The 21,821-nt window shown below is 51.8% G+C and carries 18 protein-coding genes; 13 read left to right on the top strand and 5 right to left on the bottom strand.

Annotated elements, in window-relative coordinates; translation table 11 throughout:
* Positions 1-44 precede the first annotated feature (44 nt).
* The 10 genes from KDM89_RS06540 to KDM89_RS06585 all read left to right on the top strand — a co-directional run bounded on the left by KDM89_RS06540 (position 45) and on the right by KDM89_RS06585 (position 10,946).
* Positions 45-1,607, top strand: coding sequence for an ABC transporter substrate-binding protein (locus KDM89_RS06540; protein WP_212687130.1), 1,563 nt, complete (start codon positions 45-47; stop codon positions 1,605-1,607).
* A gap of 105 nt (positions 1,608-1,712) precedes the next feature.
* On the top strand, positions 1,713-2,666 hold the full coding sequence (locus tag KDM89_RS06545) for an ABC transporter permease (RefSeq protein WP_212687131.1): 954 nt from the start codon (positions 1,713-1,715) through the stop codon (positions 2,664-2,666).
* 98 nt (positions 2,667-2,764) lie between these two features.
* Positions 2,765-3,616 (top strand): ABC transporter permease, encoded by an 852-nt coding sequence (locus tag KDM89_RS06550; RefSeq protein WP_212687132.1) that lies wholly within the window; start codon positions 2,765-2,767, stop codon positions 3,614-3,616.
* A 4-nt stretch (positions 3,617-3,620) separates the two neighbouring features.
* A complete protein-coding gene (locus KDM89_RS06555) occupies positions 3,621-4,544 on the top strand; it encodes a dihydrodipicolinate synthase family protein (protein ID WP_212687133.1) in 924 nt (307 codons plus the stop codon).
* Positions 4,545-4,560: 16 nt separating this feature from the next.
* Positions 4,561-5,577, top strand: coding sequence for an ABC transporter ATP-binding protein (locus KDM89_RS06560; protein ID WP_212687134.1), 1,017 nt, complete (start codon positions 4,561-4,563; stop codon positions 5,575-5,577).
* A complete protein-coding gene (locus tag KDM89_RS06565) occupies positions 5,574-6,575 on the top strand; it encodes an ABC transporter ATP-binding protein (RefSeq protein ID WP_212687135.1) in 1,002 nt (333 codons plus the stop codon). Before KDM89_RS06560 ends, KDM89_RS06565 begins: the two co-directional genes overlap by 4 nt.
* A complete protein-coding gene (locus tag KDM89_RS06570) occupies positions 6,572-7,270 on the top strand; it encodes an N-acetylmannosamine-6-phosphate 2-epimerase (RefSeq protein WP_212687136.1) in 699 nt (232 codons plus the stop codon). The genes KDM89_RS06565 and KDM89_RS06570 overlap by 4 nt, the downstream gene beginning before the upstream one ends.
* On the top strand, positions 7,212-8,150 hold the full coding sequence (locus KDM89_RS06575; protein ID WP_212687137.1) for an ROK family protein: 939 nt from the start codon (positions 7,212-7,214) through the stop codon (positions 8,148-8,150). Before KDM89_RS06570 ends, KDM89_RS06575 begins: the two co-directional genes overlap by 59 nt.
* The gene (locus KDM89_RS06580) at positions 8,147-9,259 is read left to right on the top strand and encodes a sialate O-acetylesterase family protein (protein WP_212687138.1); all 1,113 of its coding nucleotides are present in this window, start codon (positions 8,147-8,149) and stop codon (positions 9,257-9,259) included. The genes KDM89_RS06575 and KDM89_RS06580 overlap by 4 nt, the downstream gene beginning before the upstream one ends.
* A gap of 19 nt (positions 9,260-9,278) precedes the next feature.
* The gene (locus KDM89_RS06585; protein ID WP_212687139.1) at positions 9,279-10,946 is read left to right on the top strand and encodes a methyl-accepting chemotaxis protein; all 1,668 of its coding nucleotides are present in this window, start codon (positions 9,279-9,281) and stop codon (positions 10,944-10,946) included.
* A 6-nt stretch (positions 10,947-10,952) separates the two neighbouring features.
* On the opposite strand, the gene KDM89_RS06590 is transcribed toward KDM89_RS06585, so the two are convergent.
* From KDM89_RS06590 to KDM89_RS06610, 5 genes are all read right to left on the bottom strand, one after another.
* Positions 10,953-12,308: an MFS transporter gene (locus KDM89_RS06590; protein ID WP_230427703.1), complete on the bottom strand. Its 1,356-nt coding sequence runs from the start codon at positions 12,306-12,308 to the stop codon at positions 10,953-10,955.
* A gap of 37 nt (positions 12,309-12,345) precedes the next feature.
* Positions 12,346-13,305, bottom strand: a complete 960-nt coding sequence (locus tag KDM89_RS06595) for a PfkB family carbohydrate kinase (RefSeq protein WP_212687140.1) — start codon at positions 13,303-13,305, stop codon at positions 12,346-12,348.
* Positions 13,302-15,266 (bottom strand): alpha-amylase family protein, encoded by a 1,965-nt coding sequence (locus tag KDM89_RS06600; RefSeq protein WP_230427704.1) that lies wholly within the window; start codon positions 15,264-15,266, stop codon positions 13,302-13,304. The genes KDM89_RS06595 and KDM89_RS06600 overlap by 4 nt, the downstream gene beginning before the upstream one ends.
* Positions 15,267-15,377: 111 nt before the next feature.
* Entirely contained in the window at positions 15,378-17,687 is a 2,310-nt protein-coding gene (locus KDM89_RS06605) for a TonB-dependent receptor (RefSeq protein WP_212687141.1), read from the bottom strand.
* 579 nt (positions 17,688-18,266) lie between these two features.
* Positions 18,267-19,325: a LacI family DNA-binding transcriptional regulator gene (locus KDM89_RS06610; RefSeq protein WP_230427705.1), complete on the bottom strand. Its 1,059-nt coding sequence runs from the start codon at positions 19,323-19,325 to the stop codon at positions 18,267-18,269.
* A gap of 246 nt (positions 19,326-19,571) precedes the next feature.
* Between KDM89_RS06610 and KDM89_RS06615 the strand changes: the two genes are divergently transcribed.
* The 3 genes from KDM89_RS06615 to KDM89_RS06625 are packed head-to-tail and all read left to right on the top strand — an operon-like array spanning position 19,572 to position 21,774.
* Positions 19,572-19,937, top strand: a complete 366-nt coding sequence (locus tag KDM89_RS06615; RefSeq protein ID WP_212687142.1) for a GntR family transcriptional regulator — start codon at positions 19,572-19,574, stop codon at positions 19,935-19,937.
* A complete protein-coding gene (locus KDM89_RS06620; protein WP_212687143.1) occupies positions 19,937-20,794 on the top strand; it encodes an ABC transporter ATP-binding protein in 858 nt (285 codons plus the stop codon). Before KDM89_RS06615 ends, KDM89_RS06620 begins: the two co-directional genes overlap by 1 nt.
* Positions 20,791-21,774, top strand: coding sequence for a hypothetical protein (locus KDM89_RS06625; protein WP_212687144.1), 984 nt, complete (start codon positions 20,791-20,793; stop codon positions 21,772-21,774). Before KDM89_RS06620 ends, KDM89_RS06625 begins: the two co-directional genes overlap by 4 nt.
* The last annotated feature ends 47 nt before the right edge of the window (positions 21,775-21,821 follow it).

The raw sequence follows: 21,821 nt of genomic DNA on the forward strand, positions 1-21,821 counted from the left end.
CTCAGTTCGCTCAATCCACCAAGCCTGAATAGGATAGGAGACTTATGTTGACTTATCGTGGTACTGGCAGCATTGCGCTGTCAGCGGCTCTGGCCGCACTTTTGCAGGTAAGTTTGCCCGCAGCGGCTGCAGATACCGTGTTTACCGGTGCGTTTGATGTGGGGCCACAAGGCAACCCGCAGAAGTTTAATCCGCTGACGGCATCTGCCGGTTTTGGATTTTATAATAAATATTTTAACACGTTGACGCTGTATGATCCAGCGTTTCAGAAAATATCCGGCGATCTGGCGGAAAGCTGGTCGTTTTCTAAAGATGGTAAGAGTTTTACCATCAAGCTGCGTAAAGGTGTGCACTGGCATGACGGCGCACCGTTCACTGCAGCCGATGTGAAATTCACGCTGGGGCTGATCAAAGATCCGGACATGGCCAGTGTGTTTGCCGTGCGCTTTGCCGATGTAGTGAATATCCGCGTCGCGGATGAACATACTGTGGTGCTGGAGTTGCTGAACATGGATGCATCGCTGCCGGATGCACTGACCAATGTGATGATGCTGCCGAATCATTTGCTGTCCAAATTCACCGCCAAAGAATTACGTACCTCAGACTGGTGGAAATCGCCGGTTGGTACCGGCCCGTTTAAATGGAATAAATACGTGCCGGATCAGTATGTCGAATTGCTGGCAAACCCGGATTATTTCCGTGGCAAGCCGAAAATTAACCGTCTGGTCAATCGCTATTTTAAAGACAGCAGTTCTGCGGCGATTGCGCTGGCTGCAGGCGAAATCAATTACAGCTATTTAACCCAGGATCAGATACGCGACGGTGCCGGAAAAAATGTGCAGGTGATTTCGGGTCAATCGATGGTGCTGAACTATATCGGTTTAAATAATCAGGATCCGCGTTTTAAAGATGTGCGTGTGCGTCAGGCTTTGCTGTACGCGATTGACCGCGCCGCGATTGTCAAAAACATTTATAAAGGCAGCGCAGTTGCCAGCAACTGCGTGCTGAGTTCACCAAAATATATTCCGCAGGATGCAAACAGCTATGACATGAATCTGAGCAAAGCAAAAGCTTTGCTGGAGGAAGCGGGCTGGAGCAAGCTGAATCACGGAGAACCACTGGAATTGCTGACGTATTACAGCGATCAGTTATCCAAAGATGTGGTCGCCAGCCTGCAAGTGATGTTCGGACAAATCGGTGTCACGGTGAAACCGCGTTTTGTGGATGCGCCGACTTACGGGCAAATTGTCGATGCCGGTAAGTTCAGTATGGTGTTCGCCGGTGCCGGTAATGGCCCGGATCCTGCATCCCTGATGCCACTGCTGCACTCTTCGTATGCACCGCCAAAAGGTGTGAACCGTATGCGTGTCCGTATTCCTGAGCTGGATAAATTATTTGATGCCGGTCAGGCGGAAACGGATGACGGCAAGCGCAATGATATTTACAAACAATTGTGCCGCATTACGAATCAGCAATTGCCGTGGATACCGTTGTGGGTGGCAAACCGCTATGGCGGCTATACAAAGAACGTAACGAACTTTGTATGGACACCATCGCCCGGCGGTGGTCGCTATCAGGACAGTCCGGAAAACTGGACCCTGCGCTGAACTGCTTTTTACCGTATTGCAAATGCAACTCTCCCGTTATACAGGCTGCATCCGTACAACGTGTGTTTGCAATCCGGCTGACGATTTGATCTGGCTGAAGACATCATGTGGACTTATTTGCTGAACCGCCTTGCTGTTAACATCCCCACGCTGTTTGCGATTCTGGTGGTGGTGTTCGTATTGATGAATATGGCGCCCGGAGATCCGGTTGACGCTTTTGTACCGCCGACTGCGGTGCTCACCGATCAACAAAAAGAAGTGCTGCGCCACGAAATGGGACTGGATCAGCCTTTGCCGCTGCGTTTTGTCAGCTGGCTGCAGCAGGTGGCACATGGCGAGCTGGGATTGCGTTACAAAGACGGTTCTCCGGTATTGCAGGAAATCGCACGCCGTGCAGTCCCGACCGGCTTGCTGACCGTTGCAGGTCTGGGTATGGGCGCTTTGCTCGGCGTGCTGACCGGCCTGATTTCTGCGCGTGCTTACCGCCGCTGGCCTGATCATGTGCTGTCTGTACTGGCGTATATCTCAATTTCCAGTCCTGCTTTTCTGGTGGGCATTATTGCGATGTATGTGTTTGCGCTGCAGCTGGGCTGGTTCCCGTCCGGTGGTTATACCGATCCCGGTGATGAAAGCTGGCGCAATATTCTGTACCACCTTGCCATGCCTGCGATGGTGTTGTCCCTGCAGTTTATCGGCATCCTGATGCGTTACACCCGCGCCGGATTGCTGGAAACCATGAGCCAGGATTATGTCCGCACTGCCCGTGCCAAAGGCTTAAGCCCGCAGCAAGTCTTATTCCGTCACGCTTTCCCGAACACCCTGATTCCGATTATTACCGTGATCGGTGCGAATTTCAGTGCGTTGATCGGCGGTGCAGTGTTTATCGAAACCGTTTTTTCGTGGCCGGGCATGGGCATGCTGTTCCTCGATGGCATTGAGAGCCGAGATTACCCGCTGATTATGGGAATTACGCTGGTGATGGCGGTCGTGATTCTGATCATCAATATGCTGACCGACCTGATTTACTCACGGATCGACCCGCGCATTACCTTGCGCTGAACCTTTCGCTTCAACCTGTATTGCACTGTATGTCAGGCCTGTTTTCAGGCCGGCAGGGGAAGATGCAACCTGAAACCTGTCTTACATCAGAGGAAATTATGTCTAGTGTTACTGCCATGCGTTGGCAAAAGTTCCGTAAGCACCGCCCGGCGATGGCCGGACTGCTGATCTTCGGTCTGATCAGTCTGCTGTGTTTATGCTCCGACTGGTTATTTCATGCAGATCCGAATGCGATTGATCTGGAAGCTACCTTGCAGGCACCCGGCAAACTGCACTGGCTGGGAACCGATCAGACCGGCCGTGACATGCTGGCACGGACTTTTGCAGCCGGGCGTGTGTCGCTGATGGTCGGAGTGCTGAGTGTCAGTCTGGCTTTGCTGATTGGCACCTTTCTTGGTGCGCTGGCCGGTTACTTCGGCGGCTGGATCGACAACCTGATCATGCGTTTCGTCGATATGGTCATGACTTTCCCGCCGATTATCGTACTGATGACGCTGGCTGCGGTGCTCGGTCCCGGTACGGAAAAAACCATTGTGGTGATTGGCTTATTGTCGTGGCCGCTGATTTGCCGCCTGGTGCGTGCACGGATTCTGACTATCCGTGAAATGGAATATGTGGCTGCGGCGCGCACCCTCGGCGCTGGTCACACTTACCTGTTATTGCGGCACTGTCTGCCAAACACCATGGATGTACTGGTGGTGTCTTTTTCACTCGGTTTCGTGTCGGCCATCATGGCTGAAGCCGGTCTGAGTTTTCTGGGGCTGGGTGTGCAGCTACCGGATGCGAGCTGGGGCAGCCTGATCAGTATTGCCCGTGAAGCCTCCGTGCTTCAGCAAAATCCGTGGATCTGGCTGCCATCCGGAATCCTGATTGTCCTCACGGCGTTGTCTGTCAATTTTATTGGTGATGGCCTGCGTCAGTCTTTCGATCCTAAATCTTTAAAGGAATAAATCTATGTCCGCTCTGAAACTGCACGGCATTGTGCCGCCGGTCGTTACCCCTCTGACGCCTGACTATCAGGTGGATGAAGTCAGTCTGCGCAAAGTGATTCGTCATTTGATTGATAACGGTGTACATGGCTTATTCCTGCTCGGTTCCACATCCGAAGTGGTATTTCTGAATGCAAAACAACGTGCTGACGCAATCCGTATTGCGCTGGATGAAGCAAACGGCGCAGTACCTGCGGTGTGTGGCGTGATGGATCCGACTACTGACCGAGTGATTGAAAACGCCCGTCAGGCAAAAGAACTGGGCGTCGATGGTCTGGTCGTGACTTCGCAGTTTTATCCGCGTACCAGCCAGAACGAAACCATCGTACATTTTTCGATGATACGCGAAGCAGTGGATTTGCCGATTGTGGCGTATGACATTCCGGTTTGTACGCAATTAAAACTGAGCCGCGAAACACTGATGAGCATGTATGAGCAAAAGCTGATTTGCGGTCTGAAAGACAGCAGCGGCGATGATGGCAATATGCGCATGGTCATGAAGGACTTTGAAGATAAGCCTGACTTTTCAATACTGACCGGTTCGGAAACCACCGTGGATTACGCCTTGTTAGGTGGTGCACATGGCAATGTACCGGGTCTGGGAAATGTGGATCCGGCTGGCTATGTGCGTTTGTATGAAGCGGCGCAACGTGGTGACTGGGATGCAGCGCGTGCTGAACAGGAGCGCTTGATCCGCGTGTTCCAGATCGTGTTCCAGGGTGTGCCACACACCAGCCCGAATGCTTCCGGCGTTGGTGGTTTTAAAACGGCCATGCACTTAATGGGACTGATCAGCCACCGCCACATGAGCCGTCCGAATCAGCTGATTCCGGATGCAGGCGTGGAAAAGATCCGTCAGATCCTGACCGAAACCGGTTTACTGCATTAATCAGAAGGTGTCAGCCATGTCCGATGAAACGCAGGTCATTCTCGATGTGCAGCAATTGCGTACCTCATTCGCCACACCGGCTGGCACCGTGGTCGCAGTCAGCGATATCAGTTTTCAGGTAAGGCAGGGAGAAACGCTGGCGATCGTCGGCGAATCCGGTTGCGGTAAGTCTGTCACATCATTTTCTCTGATGGGCTTACTTGGCGCAAATGCAGTCACTACCGGTAAGGCAAAACTGCAAACCGGTGCAGGCCAGTTTGCCGATCTGGTACGGGGTACGGAAGCACAGAAGCAGGCGTTACGCGGCAAAGCCGTCAGCATGATTTTTCAGGAGCCAATGACATCACTGAATCCGCTTCAGACCGTTGCAGACCAGATTGCGGAAGCGATCACGGTGCATGGTGTCGCGAATAAAAAATCAGCGATGGCAAAAGCGGTGCAGCTGCTGAAGCTGGTGGGTATTTCTGATCCGGAAACACGGGCGAAGCAGTATCCGCATCAGTTATCCGGCGGCATGCGTCAGCGCGTGATGATTGCAATTGCACTGGCTTGTGAACCGCGTCTGCTGATTGCTGATGAACCGACCACTGCGCTGGATGTGACGATACAGGCGCAGATCCTGCAACTGATTCGTGAATTGCAGCAAGCCACAGGCATGGGTGTGATTTTCATTACGCACGATATGGGCGTCGTGGCTCAAATCGCTGACAGGGTTGCGGTGATGTACGGCGGTCACATTGTGGAAAGCGGTACGGTGCAGCAAATCTTCAGTCAGCCTGTGCATCCGTACACACGGGGCTTACTCGCGGCGATTCCGCGTCCGGCCCCGGATGCCGTACTCAGTGGCATTCCGGGACAAGTGGAAAGCGTGACCGGCGAGCACCGGCAATGCCGCTTCGCTAACCGTTGTGAGCACGCCAGTTCTTTATGCCATCAGCAATTGCCCAAGACCGCAGCCGTTGCGCCGGAACATTCGGTGGCATGCCATCACTGGCGGCATACCACCCCTCAGCCACAAGGAGTAGCAGCATGAGCGCAATGACGTCTGCCAGCCCACAAGTCTTACTGGAATTCGATCAGATCAGTGTCAGTTATGCCGGGAAAGCTTCATTGTTCCGTCCGGTTCGACGGGTAAAAGCAGTGAATGCCGTCAGTTTTCAGCTAATGCAGGGTGAGGTGCTGGGTATAGTCGGTGAGTCCGGCAGCGGTAAGTCCACCATTGCCAAACTGGCGATGCGGATGCTGAAACCGGATGACGGTGAAATCCGTTATCGCGGCAAGCCACTGAGTGAATATCGTGGTCGTGATGAGAATTGTCTGCGTAAAGAAATTCAGATGGTGTTTCAGGATCCGAATGCCAGCCTGAATCCGCGTCTGACCATAGAGCAAAGTCTGCGAGAACCGTTTTATCTGCATGATCTGGGTAGCAGCATTGAACAGCACGAGGAAATTACCCGTCTGCTGAAACTGGTTGGCTTGCCGGTATCCGTGCTGCACCGCTATCCGCATGAATTATCCGGTGGACAGAAACAAAGGGTGGTGATTGCGCGTGCACTGGCATTGCAGCCCAAAGTGCTGATTGCAGATGAAGCGGTGGCAGCACTGGATGCTTCTGTCAAAGCCCAGATCATTAATCTGCTGCTGAGTCTCAGAGAACAACTGGGACTGACGATTATTTTTATTTCACACGATTTACCGCTGGTACAGATTATGTGTGACCGCGTACTGGTGCTGTATCTGGGCCAGAAAATGGAGCTGACCAGTCGCGCCATGATCGCCAGTGGTGGCGAACATCCTTATACCCGTGCGTTGTGGGCCAGTTCTCCGGTGGCAGATCCTGCCCGTCGTTTGCAGCGCGAGCAGTTGCTGCAGGGCGAAATTCCGAGTCCGTTGTCACCGCCGCCGGGTTGTGTATTTCACACCCGTTGCCCTGATGCTCAGCCAGTGTGCCGTGAAAAGAAAGTCGCACCGCCACTGTCAGCCAGCGTATCTGAAGTGATTTGCCATTTTGCACAAGGAAAGTCTGTATGAAGCAGGAAATTCAGCGTTTGTCCGGTGGTCTGGTCGTTTCTTGTCAGCCATTGCCGGAAAGTCCGATGAACCGGCCCGATATCGTCGTCGCGATGGCTGCTGCCGCGATGCAGGCGGGTGCGGCAGGCGTACGCATTGAAGGCGCGGAGCATGTACGTCTGGTGCGCCAGGCGCTGCCGGAAGCCTGTATTACCGGCATTATCAAACGCGATTTAACGGACAGTGATGTACGTATTACCCCGTTTCTGGAAGATGTAAAAAGTCTGGCCAGTGCCGGTGCGACCATCATCGCCTTTGATGCGACTGCACGCGGCAGACCGGTATCAATTCAGCATTTGTTTCAGGCAGTGAAGCAAGCTGGCTGTCTGGCGATGGCAGACTGTGCAACGCTGGCGGATGGCATTCTGGCCTGGGATATCGGTTGCGATCTGGTTGGTACTACTTTGTCCGGCTATACCGCTGAAACCGGAGATCAGGATATGTCGGCACCGGACACCTTGCTGATCAGCCAGCTGGCACAGCGCGGTATTCGCGTTATGGCGGAAGGGCGCATCCGGACGCCGGCTGATGCGCAGCGCGCGCTGGCTGCAGGTGCGTTCAGCGTCACCGTCGGATCGGCAATCACCCGTATTGAGCATGTCACCGCGTGGTTTGGTGATGCCTTGCGTGAACTTCAAACCGCTGAAGGTGGCTGAGATGCTGGCAACGCTGGATATAGGCGGCACCAAAGTCGCCGCTGCACTGACACAATCCGGCAGAGTACTGGAGCGTCGTCAGTTGCCGATGGTGAGTCAGCGAGAAGATTTGCAACCCTTGCTGGCGAGCCTCTTGCAGGGCTGGGAAGGCATACAGAAAATCGGTGTTGCGACGACCGGTTATGTGCAGCAGGGCAGGGTTTATTCCGTGAATCACGACATAATCGGGTTCTGGAACGGACTTCCGTTGCAAGACATTTTGCGGAGTATTTGCGATGTACCGGTCGTAATGCTGAACGATGCACAGGCTGCTGCATGGGGTGAATATCTGGCGCGCCAGCAAGATGGTAACGGGCCGGCAGATCTGATGTTCATTACCTTATCGACCGGGATAGGTGGAGGATTGGTGCTGAACCATCGCTTGCGTACCGGGCAGGCGGGTCTGGCCGGACATATCGGCCATATTCCTTCACACATTAGGAGTATGGATGGTCAGTTGCGTTGCGGTTGCGGCCAGACCGGCTGTCTGGAGCTGATTGCTTCCGGTACTGGTCTGGCAAGGCAAGCCAGTACCTTAATGGGGGAAACTTGTGACAGCCGCAGCCTGTTTATGCTGGCGCAACAGCATCCGGCAGCAGAGCGGCTGATTCAGCATGCGGCAGATGCGGTGGCAGCCATGCTGGCGAGTCAGCATCTGGCACTGGATTTACAGGAAATTGTGATCGGTGGCAGCGTAGGCATGGCACCCGGCATGCTGGAACGCATACAGCGTGCTTTCAGCCGTATACCGATTCCGGCTGCTCCGGTCATCAGCGCAGCACGCTGCGGTGCTGATGCCGGCCTCGCAGGCATCATGCACTGGGCTGGAGCCCGATCATGAAACCGCGCCGCTGGTTCGTGCTGGTGATTGCCGGACAATCTAATGCACAGGGCTTCGCTGAAGCGCTGCCGGAGGCATCAGATCTGGAGACTTCTGAACGGATTTGCCAGTTAGGCCGCTATCGCGGCATGCGTCCGGATGGTGCTTGGGAAGACCGCTGGAATCAGCTCTTGCCCGCTGGTCATGTACTGGATGATGTGAAAGACATGCGATTTGCCAACCGTCGTGGCAATACGAATCTGCGTTACAGCGGTACGATAGGTCCCGGTTTGTTTATCGCCCGTCGTTTGCTGCCGCTACTGCCACAGGACACCGGAATTCTGTTGGTACCACAGGCGCATGGCGGCGCTGGCATGGTGACCGGACAGCGTGGCATCTATTTATCCCCTGACGATGCAGGACCGTATCTGCAACCCGGTGCTCAGACCGGACGCGCGGTTTACCACTATCCCGGTGTTCCGGATCAGAATTCCAACGGCGCCATGTGCTGGGGCGGTAGTGATTCGCCCTTGTATCTGGACACCGTAGAGCGCATACGAACTGCGCTGGCACTCAATGCTGATAATCGCTTACTGGGTGTGGTCTGGTGTCAGGGTGAAAGCGATGCCCATGCTGGTCTCGATGTGGCGCAGCGCCATCTGGCTGCGTTCAGCTCGATGCTGGATCAGATGGGAAAAGATCTTGCTGCCTGCCACCGGCAAATGCCGCAATCCCGCTGGGATGCCGTACCGTGGCTACTGATGGCAGCAACGCACTGGTGGGATGACAGTAAGGCTGCACATGCTGTGGTACTCAACGGGTACAGACGGCTGGCGCAGCAACGTCCGCAACAATGCTACTGGCAGGATATGCGTTTGCAAGCCAATGGACAGCCACAAACGACAAATGCGAATTACTTTCAGCCGGATGAATACTGGGCGGATGGAGAACGCAGCGACAATCTTCCAGCTGCCTGGACGGATTCCCGCACTTGTCCACCCGAAACAGCGCATATCCATTTATCAGCAGAAGCATACCGCGGTGAGGTTTCTGAACGGCTGGCAGCAGCGCTGCTACCGCATCTTAATAGTTTGCTCGCAGAACAAGTGACTGAACAAGCACAGGAATAAAACATCGCAGGAGTCCGGCATGGCTGCAAAAATCATTCAATGGTTATCCCAACGCGCACAACGTATAGAAACACGCCTGAATCTGGCCGCCATGACACTTGCTTTGCTGGCGTTACTGTCGGCACTGACGGGGATTGTCGCGCTGAACAGTTTTCGCAGTCAGGTGCGCGAACTGACCGGAACGCAGCTTGAACGCCGTGCGCTGTTATCCGGGCAGCAGCAGAATTTACAACTGATCGCTGTCGCGATACGGCATATTGCGCTACTGACCGATGCAGAAGCGCTGAATGCAGAGAAGGCCAGGCTCAGTGATTTGCAAAGCAAAGAGCAGCGCGACTTACAAACCATACTGCGCCATTTCCCGGATACACTGGATCGTCCGGAACCTGCAACGGCTAAGGGTAATACCGATAAAACGATGCAGCAGGAATTTCCTGCACCTTCACGCGACAGTCTCACAGCGGAGAGCGCCGCATATGCAACTGCTGTGCGGCAGGCGCTGCAGTTTGCCGAGTCGGGCGGCATTATGGAGGCGGCGAATTTTGTGACTCAGCATCTGGAGCCAATTCAGAGCAGGTATTTCGGCAGCCTGAGCACAATGACCCGTCTTCAGGACACGACGCTGGACAATAAAATTGCAGACCTCGAAAAACAAGGTGCACGGGTAATTACCGGAATGTTGCTGATTCTGAGTTTCTTGCTGATCGCGGGTTTCTGGGTATCAAGGCGCTTAGCTGCCTCTATTGTCCATCCTTTGCAAAGTTGTATGCACGTCGCGGATGCGATCAGTCACGGTAAGCTGAGTCAGAAAATTACTGAGAATGGACATGGCGAGCTGGGCGAGTTGCAACAGTCAATTCAGCGCATGCGTGATGTGCTTCTGCAAATCGTTGAGATGATGCAGACCCAGGCCGGAGCGCTGGAAAATACCGGCAATGAATTACAGGTCAGCAGTACCGAAAGTCACCGCGCTGCTGCTCATCAGATCAGGGTCTTGCATCAGGTGCTGGAGGCCAATCAGCGGCTTGCGCACTCGGTCATGCAAAATCAGACGTTTGCGGTTTCTGCAGATGAACGTGCCGGACTGGCTGCACAATCTGCCAATGGCTGCGAGGAAATGATACGGCAGTTACTGAAGTCTATGCAGTCTATTCAGACTGGCGCTGAACAGATCGGTCAGATTACCGCAGAAGCAGACAGCATTGCGATGCAAACTAATATGCTCGCCATTAACGCCACGATTGAAGCGGCACATGCAGGTGATGCAGGCAAAGGATTTGTGGTTGTTGCCGGTGAGGTGCGTGCGCTTGCTCAACGCAGTGCGCGTGCTGCAGCGATGATCCGGCAGCTTGTTGATGAAAGTCAGCGAAATGCCGGGCATGGCGGTATGCTGGTCAAAGAAATTCATCAGCGTGTGAGCGGCATCGTGGCTGATACCGGTGAAGTCAGTAGCGAGATGGCTGGCATACGTGAGCGCTGCGAGCAGCAGCGCAGCCATATTGAAGAGACTTCATCGCTGCTGCTTGCATTGCAGAATCAGACCAGTCAGAGCATTACACGGCTGGAACAGCAGCAGGCATCCGTGCTCGCCCTGACCGGACAGTCAGCTCAACTACAGCAGGCAATTCGCTTTTTCCGGCAGGATGAACAACATCAGCTGGCAAATCCCGTTGCCCTGCGAAGATGAGCGAGTTTAGCGTGCTGGTGAAGGCACAACTGGCAAGCGATCCGCAGTTTTCACAAATCCCACGCATCCTGCTGCAATAATCAGTAACACGCCTGCCAGACGGATGACGTTCTCAGGATTGCCGTTCAGCAGGCTCAGATGATACAGAGGCAGAGTGAAAATCTGAATGATCATTGGGATAACAATAAACATATTGAAAATACCCATGTAAATACCGGTTTTTTGCGGAGGTATACATCCGGCCAGCATGACATACGGATTTCCCATAATACTGGCCCAGGCCAGCCCGATGCCAATCATAGGAACTACAAGCAAGACAGGATCCGTAATCGACGGAATGCTCAGCATCGCAATACCAGCACAAATCAGGCAAACCGCGTGTGTGATTTTCGGGCCAAAACGGCGGGTAAAAGGAATCAGGGCAAATGCCGCAAAAAAAGCAACCAGATTGTAGAAAGCGCCGATTTTTCCGTTCAGCAAACCCGCCTCACGAAATCCGGCCGAGGTCGGATCGGTGGTATGAAAAACCGTCCGGGCAAGAGATAACACGATGTACTGCCAGTAGCAAAACATTGCATACCACTGAAACAATTTAACCAGTGCAAGTTGTTTCATGGTCAGCGGCATTTCGCGGAAAGCTGTCGCAATATCGCGCAATGTGGTACGCCAGCCTGATGGTTCCGAGCGGATAATCCGAATTTCTTCGTCGCTCAGCGGGATTTCAGGTGTGGTTTTCAGCGTCCATAAAATGGATGCAAGTGAAAAAAAAGCACCGATCATAAACGCGGCTATCACGATATGCGGTATGTTGTGCGCATTCACCGCATCTTTATTCATACCGAGCCAGACAAGAATCGATGGTGTCAGATAGGCCAGTGTTTGCCCCAAACCGGTAAATGCACTTTGTGTCAGAAAGCCGAGAGAATGCTGCGATGTATCCAGTTTATCGCTGACGAAGGCGCGATAAGGTTCCATCGTTACATTGTTTGCCGCATCCAGAATCCACAATAAACTTGCAGCGATCCACAATACAGGGCTGTAGGGCATCGCCAGTAAGCCGAGACTGCAAAGAATCGCACCGATCAGAAAATATGGAGACCGGCGCCCCCAGCGACTGACAGTGCGGTCACTCATAGCACCGATCAGCGGTTGCACAATCAGACCGGTGACAGGTCCGGCGAGCCACAAATACGGAAGACTGGATTCATCCGCTCCCAGATAAGAATAGATGGGACTCATACTGCTTTGCTGCAAGCCAAAACTGAATTGAATACCGAAAAAACCGGCATTCATATTGATGATCTGGCTGAAATTCAGTGCCGGTTTTTGCGTCCGGGATACCGCGGAAGTGGAATTCATCATGATCAGGAGCACCGTGAATATGGTTCGGAGTCAGAAACTATTGCCAGGCCTGCAGCCATTCTTTGTAAAGTGAACGAGGCCCGGCAGCGCCGCGAACCTGACAGATGGCGCCGGCAAAGTCCTGTGCGCGACGCAGCGTTATCTCTGTTGGCCATTGCTTCAGTAATCCCAGTAAAAATACCGCAGAAAAAGCATCGCCTGCACCTACTGTGTCAGCGACATCGACTGCTTGTGCCGGCTTGCCGCGTAAGATATTTCCCTGCTGATCCGCATACGCATAGCCTTCTGCACCGAGAGTCACAATCAGCGCTTTCAGTTCAAGCCGGGACAACATCGCTGTAAGCAGATGATCTGAAGGAGAAGATTCGCTGTCCTTAGCAGAGTGTATCGTTTCAGAAACAGAATACATGGTCAGCAGAATCTGTAATTCATCCTCATTGATTTTGAGAATATCCGCAGCAGCGATTGCTTCGCGAATGACTTGCTCACCCACTTCCTGTTGCCGCAGATTCAGGTCCAGATAACGTAATGCCATATTGTCTGTCAGAAGCGACCGCAATGCGCTGCGGGAAGTCAGCTGGCGCAGGGCAAGGGTGCCGAAATACAAAATCGCTTGCTGACTGCGGCATCCTCGCTGCTCCAAATAAGATTCGAACTGGCGACGTGCCTCGTCGCCATCAATCTGATCGTAAGCCTGATTGCGTACAATCTTAAAAGTATGCGTCAGCGGGTCATTAGCGTCGAAGTCTACTAGCACGCGCCCGGTTGGCCATTGTTTATCAGACTGAACACCCTGACAGCGCATATCTGCATCGCGCATATCCTGACGAATCAACGCTGCAAAGTCATCTTGTCCTGTGCGTGTGATCATTAACGGGTCTGCACCAAAGCAAGCGAGGGCACGTGCAACGTTGTACGGTGCGCCGCCAATAACTGCACCATCCGGAAATTCGTCAAGCAACACTTCACCGAATACTGCGATACAAGCCAGCGTCATTTCTGTACTCCCGAAACCGATTCATTATCCTGTGTCAGCCAGATCTGGCCCCAGGGTTCCAGATCCAGTGTATCGCCGCAGAGATTTCCATTCACGCTTTTCCATTGCTGATGTTGCTCATCTTCACTTCTGCCAAAAAGTGCATTAGGCGTTGGTAAAACCACTGACTTCCTTTGATCTGAAAAATTACCGACGAACAGCATGGCATTATCTTTTGCGATGCGGGCCATGATTAACAGTGCAGGGTCATTGCTCTCAATAACTTGTCTGCGATACGGTGCTGCCAGTTGTGGCAATGACCGTCGCCAGCGCAGCAGGGTTTGCAGGCTGTACCGGAATTGCCCGGATACAGTTTGATCGTCATGGCTGGCCGATGCGAGTTGCTCACTCCACAAAGGACGATGCAACCAGCGTGCATCCAGACGGTGTGCAGCGCGATCGGTGTAAGTGTCATCATTTCCCTGCGCGAACTCATCTCCCATATAGATCAAAGGCATTCCGCCAAAGCAGAGACTGAGTCCGTACAGTAATAACATCCGGTTCAGTGCTGCCTGACGTGCTTCCGGCGAAGTTGCCTTCTGCAGTCCGCACAATGCAGAAGTCATCCCTACAGTGCCGTGTACCGCTGAAGGATCACTGGCCTGAAAGCTGGCGCCGCTGGCAAAGCTACCGTCAAGGCCTGCATAGAAACGACTAACTGCGGATAAGCGTTGCTGAACATCGCCGTCCAGATTTGCGGCATCAGGGCGCAGTACATTCCAGCCAATATCATCATGGCAGCGTACATAGTTCAGCCAGCTGGTATCCTGTGGCAGTTCCGGCGTGTTTCGGATAACTTCAGACAGCAGGCTGACATTTTGTTCTGCGACTGCTACCCATGCACCGGCCATCAGGCTACTGTGATATGCCATGTGACATTCTTTTGTTTTGCCATCGAGCGAGCCGAGGTAAGGTGGCAAGTCTCGTGTAGGAACAATCGCTTCCGCTTTCAGAATGACGCCGGGTACGACGATGGCCGCAATGGCGCGCAGACACTGAAGAATCTGATGAGCTTCCGGTTCATTCATGCAGCTGGTTCCCGGACGTTTCCACAAAAACGCCGTGGAATCCAGGCGAAAAGCTTCAATTCCCTGATTGGCCAGGTGCAGCATTGCAATGCTCATCTCTGCAAATACTGCCGGATTGCTGTAATTTAAATCCCACTGATAAGGATAAAACGTCGTCCACACCCACGATTGCATCTCTTCGATATAGGTGAAGTTACCAGGAGCCACTTGCGGGAAAATCTGCGGCAGTGTCTTTTCAAACTGATCGGGTATCGTGCGGTCGGGGTAATGATAAAAATAGCTGCGGTGTTCTTCACTACCGTTGCGGGCGGCAATTGCCCACGGATGATCATCTGCAACATGATTCAGAACCAGATCAGAACACAGGCTGATACCGGCACTGCGTAAAGCAGATGTTAAGTGCTTCAGATCGGCCATATTGCCAAGCGCAGGTGCAATTTCAGCGAAATCAGAAACAGCGAAACCGCCGTCGTTTTCACCTGCACGTGCTTTTAAGAAAGGCAGCAAATGCAGATAGGTGACACCCAGATCCTGCAAATGCGGAATGTGTTGTTCCACACCGGAAAGCGTGCCGCCAAAACGATCTGCATAAGCGCAGTATCCCAGCATATGCTGGCTGGTGAACCAGTCCGGATGCAACTGGCGGTAATGATCCAGCGCCAGTAAATCCTGCGGACGTTCTGCCAGTTGCTTTGCCATTCCTTCAGTCAACTGCAGGCACCAGTCTGCGAAGTCCTGTCCGGAATGGAATCGGGCTCCGTATAAGCTGTGTAAGGTGCAAAATAACAGAGGTGCGTTTTCCTGAAAGCGCTGATCGATATCCCGTTGCAAAGCGATATTTGTCTGACTGAGAAAACGTTCGCGACAAGCGCGAACCACCGGTTCGATTTCCATGTTGAGTGCGGAGTGCATAGGATTAGTGTGAAATGGGTTCCCCCGGTCGTCGAGGGGTGACCAGAGGAACCCAAGTACTGCAAACAAACAGATAGATAACGCTGAAGCAGATCAGAAGCTGTATTTCAGCGTGGCACGAATGGTCCGGCCATTGATAGAGCGTGCAGCATGTCCGTCGCCTTCCACCTCGGTGTAACCAATCGTGTTCAGCAGATTATTGATACCAACCGATGCTTGCAAACGATCTGTCAGCTGATAATTCACAAATGCATTCAGTACGTTAAAGCCCGGCAGGGTGATGGTGTTTGCATCGTCACCGAACGATTTTGTCGTGCCAATCAGACTGGCGCCGAATACCGCGTCGCCCATCGTGTAAGTCGGCGAAATCTGATAGACGTATTTGGCCTGTCTGCGTGGTGTTTTGCCGATAATCGAAGCATCTGCAGCATTGGCAATGCTTGCATTGGTATAAGTCAAACCACCAGTCATACGGAACGCACCGATTTTGTAACTGGCCTCGATTTCAAGACCTTTCGCATCGTAGGTGTTCGCAGAAAATTTCTGAGTCGTTGCTTCGAAATTGGATTCAGAAGTTTTCGCCTGGAACATTGTCACAAAACTGCTGAAATCACCTGATTTCCATTTCACGCCGGCTTCGTGCTGTTTAACGATATTGGTACTGATAGGAACGCTGCCGTCCAGCGGATTACCGAACATTATCCGGTCTGCATTGAATGCAATACCTTCACTGGTACGGGCGAATAAAGCCAGATCTTTATTCAGGCGATAGTTGACACCGAAAGAATACGAAGTGTGGTTAACCGTATAATTAATAAACTTTGTATTTGCCTGGCTGTATGCCTGATTAACGGCCTGATTATAAGTGCCGCTGGCAGATTGCTTGTCATTGCGTGCGCTGCCGTCAACATTCCAGTCACCTTGTTCCCAGCCAAGATTGGCATACAGTGCGTTCGTTTTGTACTGCGCATCGATTGCACGGTTACAGCATCCGCCCCAGACATTCGTTCCCTGAGCAAGCAGACCCGGGCTGCCACTGACCGTTGCAGCTGAGTTCAGTAATGCCGGTTTATCACCGGTTGCCTGCATCAGATACTGATTGAAGTTCCAGGTCAGTGCTACATTCTGAATGGAAGTAAAGTAACCGGCGGTTGCGGACAATTTGCCTTGTCCGAAATCGAAAGCTTTGGAAATGCGTGCATCATTGGTTGTACTGCCCAGATCATCCAGTGAAGTATTGAACACTGTCGCAGTAAATGCAGGGCCGGTATAGGCTTTACCGGCATTTGGTCCGGTGGCATAGGTCATACCCGTGCTGTTATTGGCACTGTCTGCCGGAAACAGAGAAATGAAGCGTCCAGTATTGGTAGATTTGCGGAATTTTTCATCCAGCGTCCAGCCATCGCCCAGACGGAAAGACGCTTCCGCGCCGAACGCATTACTCTGAACATGCAGGCCATCATTTACATTGGTCGCAATTTTCTGGTTGTTTTTATCCAGAACAATGTCGCGTGTCCAGTACGGCGAATAAAAGCTGGCTGTACGCGGGTCGATGCCGGGGAGTTCGGAAATCGTACCGTTCACCGTTTTTACCGGTACCGGCATGTTCATGGGCGTTTTGTCATCAAGGTGCTTGAAGCTCAGACGAATATAACCATTATCCAGATCATGCGTGATATTGCCACGGATCTGACCGCCATCTTCTGCAGTAACTCCCGCAGGGCGAGAGCTGTCACCCTGACGGTAATAGCCGGCAACGAACATCCGGGTTTTCGGTGACAGTGCCGCACCATAATCAAAGTCGAAGCGGGTCTGATCAAAATCCAGGCCTTTGGTAATACCGATACTTCCGCCTTTTTCCTTACCATTTTTGGTAATGAAATTGATGATGCCACCCGGCGCATTGGTTGCCAGCGTGGAAGAACTGCCACCACGCACGACTTCTAAATGACTGAGGCTGCCATCCGCGCGGATATACATGTCCGGCGTAGCGAACGCGATATCACCGAACAGCAACACTGGTAAGCCATCTTCCTGAAACTGCACATAGCGCGCACCACCTGCGGAAATTGGTACACCGCGTACAGTCAGATTGGCATTCCCTTCACCACCTGAAGATTCAGCACGGACACCCGGTACGGCACGCAGAATTTCGGCAGCATTGGTTGGTGAGGACTGTGCAATCTGATCCGCGTCCAGCGAACTGATCGCGACACTGGCCTTCATTTTTGATGTACCGGTTGGTGTACCGGTTACGATTACCGTATTCAGATTCAGCGAATTTTTCTCTTTCTCCTGGCTTGCAGCAGTCGGCGCTTCCTGCGCCCAGGCGCCCGCCATGTGCAAAACTGCCAGGGTAACGACGCTGGCCATACGTGTCATACGATGTTGCTGAGGTGTCATTATTGTCTCCGTTATCTTTTGCCCACCGGTTGTCCGGCGTCAGGGGGAAGTACCTGTGTCGCCCAAACTGGAAAACGACTGTGATGCAGCGTTGGTGTTCGGGAGCAAAAGACCTCCAGCAATTCCCGGTGCGATGATGTTGATGCAGGTTGCAGCATGTCCGGCATCACCAGAAATTCCTGAAGATCTTTTGCACTGTAGGTGAGTGCCATTATTGTGCAAAAAATTTCTGTTTGCAATCGATTGCAAAGATGCGGTGCAGCATGCGCCGATATTGTGCGTTTAAGGTCCTGATTTCAGCATCAGGCGAGAAATGGAAATGCATTCGCAAACGATTGCAGGCGGAGTTTCGTTGACGAATCGCCATTCGTTGAATGTCCGTAAATGATGCGAAATGGCTATTTGCGAGCTGAAAACGTCTGAAATCTGCAACTGCATTCGATTGCATTTCTCATTTTTGCTGCAATGCAAAATGAGAAATCAGCCTTTGCTTAGCGCTCGAAGGGCCTTTTTGTTTGAATACACAGATTTTTTTGCAATCGTTTGCAATCGGAGGATGGTATTTGCAAACCGGGTGCTTCAGATGCTGCTCTGTCGCACGATCAGTTCGGTTTCCAGTAAGCGTGGCTGCATGCTCTGGGCATCGATTTGATGCACGACAGCGTCTGCCATCGCAAGCGCAGCCGCTGGCATGGGCTGGCGGACAGTCGTAAGAGGGGGATGGAAATAACGAGCCAGCTCGATATCGTCATAGCCGACAACCGCAATATCATCCGGTACACGGAACTGCTTTTCGCGCAGGGAATTAATCGACGTCATTGCCAGCAAATCGCTGGTGGCGAATAAGCCATCAAACCGGACTTGTCTTCGGCAAAGTTCATCTACAGCCTGACGGCCACCATCTTCTGAGAACGATGCCGGAATGATCAGTGATTCCTGCAGGGGAATGCCGGCATCCTGCAGTGCTTCGCAGTATCCCTGAAAACGCAACGAGACTTCCGGCAACCTTGTATCACCAAAAAAAGCGATCGATGTTTTACCCCGGCTGATCAGATGACTGGTTGCGAGACGTCCGCCGGTAATATTGTCGCTACCCACTGTAACGTAAAGTTGTTGCGGTAATTGTGCGCCCCAGACAACCAGCGGAACTTTGCGTAATGCCAGTTCATTCAGCTGATCATGATGCCGCCACTGTCCGATCAGAATAATTCCCGAGGCGCGGCCTGTATCGTAAATTTGTGACACGCTGTCCAGCTGCTCCGCATCAACACGCGATACCAGCATATCAAAGCCACGTTCAGTCAGCGCATCGGCAAGGCTACCCAGCATGCCAAGAAAGAATGGATCTGTTAAGTGCTGGCGGGTTTGTGTGTCATAAGGAATGACCACTGCGATCGTGCGGCTTTGCTTTAGTCGCAGATTCTGCGCTCCTATATTAATTGAGTAATTAAGAGATTTCGCAAGAGCGGCAATCCGCTCTTTGGTTTCATCGTTGACCAGTTTGCTGCCACTGAGTGCGCGCGAGACAGTTGAGGTGGAAACGCCGGCAAGTCGTGCAATGTCTGCCATTTGTAAGCGACGCTGCTCTTTTTTAGCAGCAGAAGTCTGATTCTGTTGTTCTGTCTTGCTGTGTTTCATATCAACGGTCCGGCCTCTGGGTTACATACGCAGGTGCAAGGATAGCAAATTCAGTGCCGGGATTGGCGAACTTCTCGCTGGCTTCGCAATAGCCAGTTGTCGACATCGTTGTAAAAAGAGTGTCGTTTTTTTAATCCCAGAGAATTAATTAAAGTATTTGCAAATCATTGTTCTGGTGTTATAGTTAACTAACACACCAACACATTGAGAGGGAGCGATGGCTGTGTATAAGAGAAAAGGATCGCAATGGCGCATAACTGGCACGACAACGCACCGATTTACCGGCAGTTAAAGGAAAAAGTGGTGCAAATGATTCTGCAAGCGCAACTGGCACCGGGTGATGCATTGCCTTCTGTCAGGCAAATTGCTGCAGATTTTGAACTGAATCCGCTGACAGTGTCGCGGGCATATCAGGAATTGGTGGATGAGGGGATCATAGAGATGAAGAGGGGGCTTGGCATGTTTGTTTTAGATGGCGCAAAAGACCGCTTACTGCAAAGCGAGCGCGAGCGCTTCCTGCAGGAGGAGTGGCCTGCCGTACTGAAAAAAATGCAGAGTCTGGGTATCAGAATTGATGATCTGATTGCACGCAAAGACAAAGGAGGCATCTGATGGATGTGATGATTTCCGCCAGTGGCCTGGGCAAGTCGTATGGCAAGACCGAGGTCCTGAAGCAATTGAATTTCAGCATTGAACGCGGACGCATTCTGGGCATCATTGGCCCGAACGGCTCCGGCAAAACCACCCTGCTGAAAGCCATTCTGGGCATGACACCGTTTAAAGGTGAGTTATCGGTACTGGGCCTGAATCCGGAAACCGAGCGCGATGCCCTGATGAATGACGTGTGTTTTGTCGCCGATGTTGCCGTCCTGCCGCGCTGGATCAAGGTCAGTCAGGCACTGGATTTTGTGGAAGGTGTGCATCCGCGCTTTAACCGCGCCAAAGCCGAGCGTTATATCGCCGCGACCAAGTTAATACCGTCGATGAAAGTCAAAGAAATGTCGAAAGGCATGCTGGCGCAATTTCATCTGGCGCTGGTCATGGCAATTGATGCGCAATTGCTGGTGCTGGATGAGCCAACACTGGGGCTGGATATCATGTACCGAAAAATGTTTTACCGGCATCTGATTGAAGATTACTACGATGCACAACGCACCATCATCATCACTACGCATCAGGTCGAAGAAATTGAAAACATCTTATCGGATGTGATGTTTATACAAAACGGCGAAATCGTTTTGCACGAAACGATGGAAAAACTGCAGCAGCGCTTTATTACCATCGCCGTCAAACCAGAAAATCTGGAACAGGCGCTGGCTTTAAAACCGATTGATCAGCGAAAAACACTGGGTAGCCAGATCATGTTATTTGATGGTGTTGATGCGGAAACGCTGATGGCTCTGGGTGAGTTGCAGGCATGCAGTGTGACAGACGTATTTATTCAGGCTATGAAGGGAAATTATCAATGAAGACTTCATCAGATTTTGGATTGTTAAACCAGATGTCGATTCCAGAAAATAAAATGAATAATCGCGATTTCAGTCAGATACATGTTTTTAAGCAATTGCTGAAAAAAGAATTTTGGGAGCACAAGCAGCTGTTCTGGTTACCAGTAATTTTTTTTGCAGTTTTTTTGGCATTGTTTGTATTTCAGTATACATATCTCGCGCCAATAAATTTTTTTGGAACTTCGATAATTGTATTCAACGCAGGTTTGGTAAATGACTTGCCTCTTGAACTAATGATTACAGGTTCTTTCAGTGCGATGCTTTCGTTAATGTACGTGATGGGGGGCTTACACACGGATCGCCTTGATCGCAGTATCCTGTTTTGGAAGTCGCTGCCTGTGCCGGACTGGCTTACTGTACTGTCAAAGCTTGTTTATCCGCTACTCTACGGACCTGTAACCGTCATTCTGGTTTGCTTGCTGTTATTTGTTGTTAAAGGCATGGTATTTCTTATCCTGACTCAGCAGTTAAGTCTGGCACAGATTGCCAGCGTGTTATTCAATCCAAAGATATGGCAGGATTTCACTCGAATTTTTGTGATGCTGCCTTTGTATAGCCTTTTCGCACTTCCGTCAGTTTCGTGGATGCTGATGATGTCTGCGGTATGTAAATCACGTGTATTTCCCTGGGCGATCGGAGTGCCGTTTCTGATTGAATTTGTGGTGCTTATTTCAAAAGTAATGGATAAGCTTGGATGGAGTACTTTTGAGTTTTCATACCAGATATTTGTACGCGGTATCTGCAGTTTAATTCCTGGCATTTGGTATTTTGCTGCAGATGTTACTCAAAATAAAATACCTACACCTGAATTCACTCTGGAAAACACTTATCAGCAAGCGTTGATCGAATATGTAAGCCCAGGTTTGTGGATCGGTGTCTTGTGTTCTTTCGTCATGATTGCAATTGCCATCCGCCAACGCCGCTACGCCGACGTCATCTGATTTGCAAGAAGTTAGCATTTCCTGTTTTTACCGTGGTTTTTCCCGTT

It is taken from the genome of Cognatundibacterium luofuense (genome assembly GCF_018139685.1).
Lineage (GTDB): Bacteria > Pseudomonadota > Gammaproteobacteria > Burkholderiales > Burkholderiaceae_D > Undibacterium > Undibacterium luofuense.